General features: G+C 67.6%; 7 protein-coding genes. 2 read left to right on the top strand and 5 right to left on the bottom strand.

Annotation, left to right across the window (positions count from 1 at the left end):
* From H3O04_RS34300 to H3O04_RS34320, 5 genes are all read right to left on the bottom strand, one after another.
* Positions 1–205 (bottom strand): GntR family transcriptional regulator (locus H3O04_RS34300; RefSeq protein ID WP_134319998.1); only part of this gene is annotated, 205 nt, incomplete at its 3' end.
* A 381-nt stretch (positions 206–586) separates the two neighbouring features.
* Positions 587–835 (bottom strand): hypothetical protein, encoded by a 249-nt coding sequence (locus H3O04_RS34305; protein WP_006481293.1) that lies wholly within the window; start codon positions 833–835, stop codon positions 587–589.
* A gap of 34 nt (positions 836–869) precedes the next feature.
* Positions 870–1325 (bottom strand): DUF1269 domain-containing protein, encoded by a 456-nt coding sequence (locus H3O04_RS34310; RefSeq protein ID WP_034175496.1) that lies wholly within the window; start codon positions 1323–1325, stop codon positions 870–872.
* 87 nt (positions 1326–1412) lie between these two features.
* Positions 1413–1865 carry a phosphate-starvation-inducible protein PsiE gene (locus H3O04_RS34315; protein ID WP_027813452.1) on the bottom strand — a complete coding sequence of 151 codons (453 nt, stop codon included), beginning with the start codon at positions 1863–1865 and terminating at the stop codon, positions 1413–1415.
* Entirely contained in the window at positions 1862–2239 is a 378-nt protein-coding gene (locus H3O04_RS34320) for a LysR family transcriptional regulator (RefSeq protein WP_034175610.1), read from the bottom strand. Before H3O04_RS34320 ends, H3O04_RS34315 begins: the two co-directional genes overlap by 4 nt.
* A 422-nt stretch (positions 2240–2661) precedes the next feature.
* On the opposite strand from H3O04_RS34320, the gene H3O04_RS34325 reads away from it, so the two are divergent.
* Both H3O04_RS34325 and H3O04_RS34330 read left to right on the top strand, forming a co-directional pair.
* On the top strand, positions 2662–3741 hold the full coding sequence (locus H3O04_RS34325) for a Dyp-type peroxidase (RefSeq protein ID WP_175832989.1): 1080 nt from the start codon (positions 2662–2664) through the stop codon (positions 3739–3741).
* Positions 3734–4081: family 1 encapsulin nanocompartment shell protein (locus tag H3O04_RS34330; protein ID WP_202589408.1), on the top strand; the 348-nt coding region annotated here is incomplete at its 3' end. The genes H3O04_RS34325 and H3O04_RS34330, both read left to right, overlap by 8 nt.

Raw genomic sequence — 4081 nt, forward strand, 5'->3', positions numbered from 1 at the left:
GCAGGTTCACGAAATAGCCCGACTGCGGCCGGCTTTCGAGCAGCCCGCGGCTTTCCAGCAGCAGATACGCATGCAGCACGGTCGTGATGCTGATCCGGTGCTGCTGGCTCGCCTGCCGCACCGACGGCACACGGTCGCCGTGTCGATATACGCCTTGCCGAATGAGTCGCTCTACGTCGTTCGCAAATTTCTCGTAGAGCTTCATCCGCCTCGCCCCGCCAGCGATGAACCGGCGTGCGCCGCATGGGCGGCACCGTCGCGCCGACGCACGAAGCCGGATAGCCGTCGCCGGGGGCGGGTGTCCCGGCTGGAACCTCGTCCGTTATCGAAATTGAAGGCGGATAGCAATGCGAATCTCATCAAGACAAGGTTCGGCATCCTACTGCGTCATTTCGACGAATGTAAGTGACAGTTTGGCGAGGAAACGTCAAATCCGGCCGGCGTGGTGAACAGATGATGCGAACGCGACGGCGCGGCCGCGCGCGCTCGCACGGCAGCCGTTCGTCCGGCGCACGTCATGATGTATTGCGGTAGCAGAGGAAGCGCCGGCGAAGCGAAGCCCGGCCATGCGCGGGTCCGCTCGCACTCAAGCGTCGTCGACGTTGTCCGCGTAGTGGTCGATCGCGACCTTGCACTCGTCGAACACCACCGTCAGCAACGCGACGTCGTTCGACTCGAGCCACTTGCGGATCTGCAGGAACTGGCCGGTGCCGAGATCGGCGAGGCGGCCCGGATCGTCGGTCGTCACGTCGACGCTCGCGATCGCGCGGTTGCCGGGCAGCGGCGACAGCGTCGCCGCGATGTCGAAGCGGCGATACGATTGATCGATGCGCATGCGGTTCTCCCGAATCGGTTCGAAAAGAGCGGGCTCAGTCGAGCGTCTGGCGAAAGACCTTGCCGCCGAATCCCGTCACGACGTTGTCGACCGAGAACGGCGTGTCCTCCTTCGCCTCGAGAATGACCGCGACGCTGCCCGGCACGAGCCGCGCCGCGACCGTCTCGACGAACGTGCCGTCGAGCAGCGCATTGCCGGCCGCTTGCGCGAGAATGCCCGCGCCCGCGCCGGCCGCCATGCCGGTCACCACGCCGAGCGGCCCGGCGAGCAGCCCGAGCAAGCCGCCCGCGATCGCGCCGATCACGCCGCCCTTGAACGGCCGCGATTCGGCGTCGAGCACCGCGAGCTTGCCGTTCGCGTCCTTCTCGACGACGACGCCGTTCTCGATGTGGAATCCTTCGTTCTTCTCCGACAGTGCCTCGAAATCGTTCGCGGCCTGGCGGGCCGTCTCGACGCTGCCGAACACGGCGACGATCAATTGCCTGGTCATGCGACACCTCGCTCGATGGAATGATGGGGAGACCGCCGCACCGCGCACGGCGTGCCGGGGTTCGCTTCGAATGCCGACCGGGTCGCGTTACTTGCGGACATGCACGTCGTCCTCGACGTCGTCGACGTCCGCCGGAAAGCGATGCTGACCGAAGCTCAGGATCAGCACGCCGACCGCGAGCAGCACGATCCCGAAGGTTGTCATCAGCATCCGCTCGGGGCTGTCCGTCGCGCCGCGCAGGATCAGGTCGCGCGCGAGCGACGTCATCGCGATGAACAGCGGAAACCGCACCGGCAGCCGGCCGAGTCGCAGGTAGCGCAGGTCCATCGCGAGCACTTCCAGATACAGGAACATCAGCAGCAGGTCGGTCAGCGACACCTCGCCCGCGAGCACGACCTTCCACGCTTCCTGCGCCATCGCGAACGCGGTCGCCAGCCCGATCACGACCAGCCCGGCGAGCTCGGCCGCGTGAAGGAAATGGCCGAAGCGGCGACGGATGCGCTCGGCGGTCGTATCGGTGGATGCAGTGGACGTATTCAACGCGTTAACCGGTGTAGTGTCGTGGGCGCGGCGATCGATGCTCCGTCGCTGCAGCGAGTGGTTTCGGGCAACGGCAAGCCCGCGACGGGCGAACGGGAAACCGTTGCGCACGCACCGGCTCCGCTCGCGCCGGTCGCCTGCGCGACCGCGGACAGCGTGCGCCGGCAACACGCGTAAAACGCGACGCCGGCCTCGGTGCATGCGACCGCGTCGCCCGAGCGGTCCAGCAACAACCGGCAGCCGAGATAGCGTTCGAGCCCATCGAGCCGCGCGCCGACCTGCGCGACGTCGAGCCTCAGTTCGGACGCCGCGCCGGACAGCCCGCCATGCTCGACGATTGCACCGAAAATACGCATCGCTTCCAAAAGGTTCATCATGATGGCCGTGGTCGCGCGGAGCGAAACCTAATCTACTGCACGCGACACACCCGCTCAAGAGCACAGCGCCGCGGGCGCCAGGAGTACAGCTGAGCGGGCGCCGCACAAAACCCGGCCCGGTTTGATCCATTCGAATGACAGATCGTCGATACGTGTTCCAAAGACCCGCCGAAGCTGCTAGATTGCATGCTCGACGACGTTACGCGGTGCGGCCAGCCTTACGCGCCGGGCGAACGCGCGGCCACCCCGCCTGCCTCCCCTTCGCGCCCCGGGGGCCGGCCGCCGCCGCTGCGGCCCGTTGCGCGATGCCCGCGCAACGTCCTTCATCCGCATGTCACAAAGCACAGAGAACAGTCGCATGACACAGTTCAACCGTTCGCCTTCGCGCGCCGCGGCTACCGCGGCCCGTCCGTCCCGACATGACTGACCGGCAGGCCGCGATGCAGACCACTCCTCCCCCGCTCTCCCAGGCCGTTCACAGCACGATCACGCGCAGCGCGATCTTTCTCGTGGCGACGATCAATCCCGGCGCCGATCACGCCGACACGATCCGTTCGTGGTGCGGCGACATCGCCGCGCTGGTGCGCTCGGTCGGCAAGCGCGTACCGGGCGGCAACCTCACGTGCGTGTGCGGCTTCGGCTCCGACGCGTGGGATGCGCTGTTCGGCGAGCCGCGCCCCGCATCGCTGCATCCGTTCCGCGAATTCGGCGCCGGCCAGCGCGTCGCGGTCGCGACGCCCGGCGACATCCTGCTGCACATCCGCGCCGAAGCGATGGATCTGTGCTTCGAACTGGCGACGCAATTGCTCAATGCGCTCGGCGACGCGGTCACGGTCGTCGACGAGGTGCACGGCTTCCGCAATTTCGACCAGCGCGCGATGATCGGCTTCGTCGACGGCACCGAGAACCCGGAAGGCCGCGAGGCGGTCGACTTCACGGTGATCGGCGACGAGGACGCCGAATTCGCGGGCGGCAGCTACGTGCTCGTGCAGAAGTACCTGCACGACATGGCCGGCTGGAACGCGCTCGCGGTCGAAACGCAGGAGCGCATCATCGGCCGCACCAAATTGTCCGACATCGAGCTCGCGCCGGACGTGAAGCCGTCGTGCTCGCACAGCTCGCTGACCACGCTCGACGAAGGCGGCCAGGAAGTGAAGATCCTGCGCGACAACATGCCGTTCGGGCGCCCGGGCGCCGGCGAATTCGGCACTTATTTCATCGGCTATGCGCGCTCGCCGGCGCCGATCGAGCAGATGCTCGAGAACATGTTCGTCGGCCGCCCGCCGGGCAACTACGACCGCCTGCTCGACTACAGCCGCGCGGTCACCGGCTCGCTGTTCTTCGTGCCGTCGGCCGACCTGCTCGAAGCGCTCGCCGACCGCCCGGCGCCGCCCGCCGAAGCCACCCAACCGGAATCCACGCCGTCCGCGCCTGCCGCACCGCATCGCGACGGCTCGCTGAACATCGGCTCGCTGAAAGGAACCCCGACCTATGAATAACCTGCATCGCGAACTCGCGCCGATCTCGTCGGCCGCCTGGGAACAAATCGAGGAGGAAGTGGCGCGCACCTTCAAGCGCTCGGTGGCCGGCCGCCGCGTCGTCGACGTCGAGGGCCCCGCAGGCCCCGAGCTGTCGGCCGTCGGCACCGGGCACCTGCTCGATGTCGCCGCGCCGCGCGAGCTCGTGAACGCACGGTTGCGCGAAGTACGCACCATCGTCGAGCTGACGGTGCCGTTCGAGCTGAGCCGCGACGCGATCGACAGCGTCGAGCGCGGCGCGCGCGACGCCGACTGGCAGCCGGCGAAGGAAGCCGCGCAGCGGCTCGCATTCGCCGAAGAC

Origin of the sequence: Burkholderia sp. KCJ3K979 (assembly GCF_016759955.1) — a bacterium.
Classification (GTDB): Bacteria; Pseudomonadota; Gammaproteobacteria; order Burkholderiales; family Burkholderiaceae; genus Burkholderia; species Burkholderia orbicola.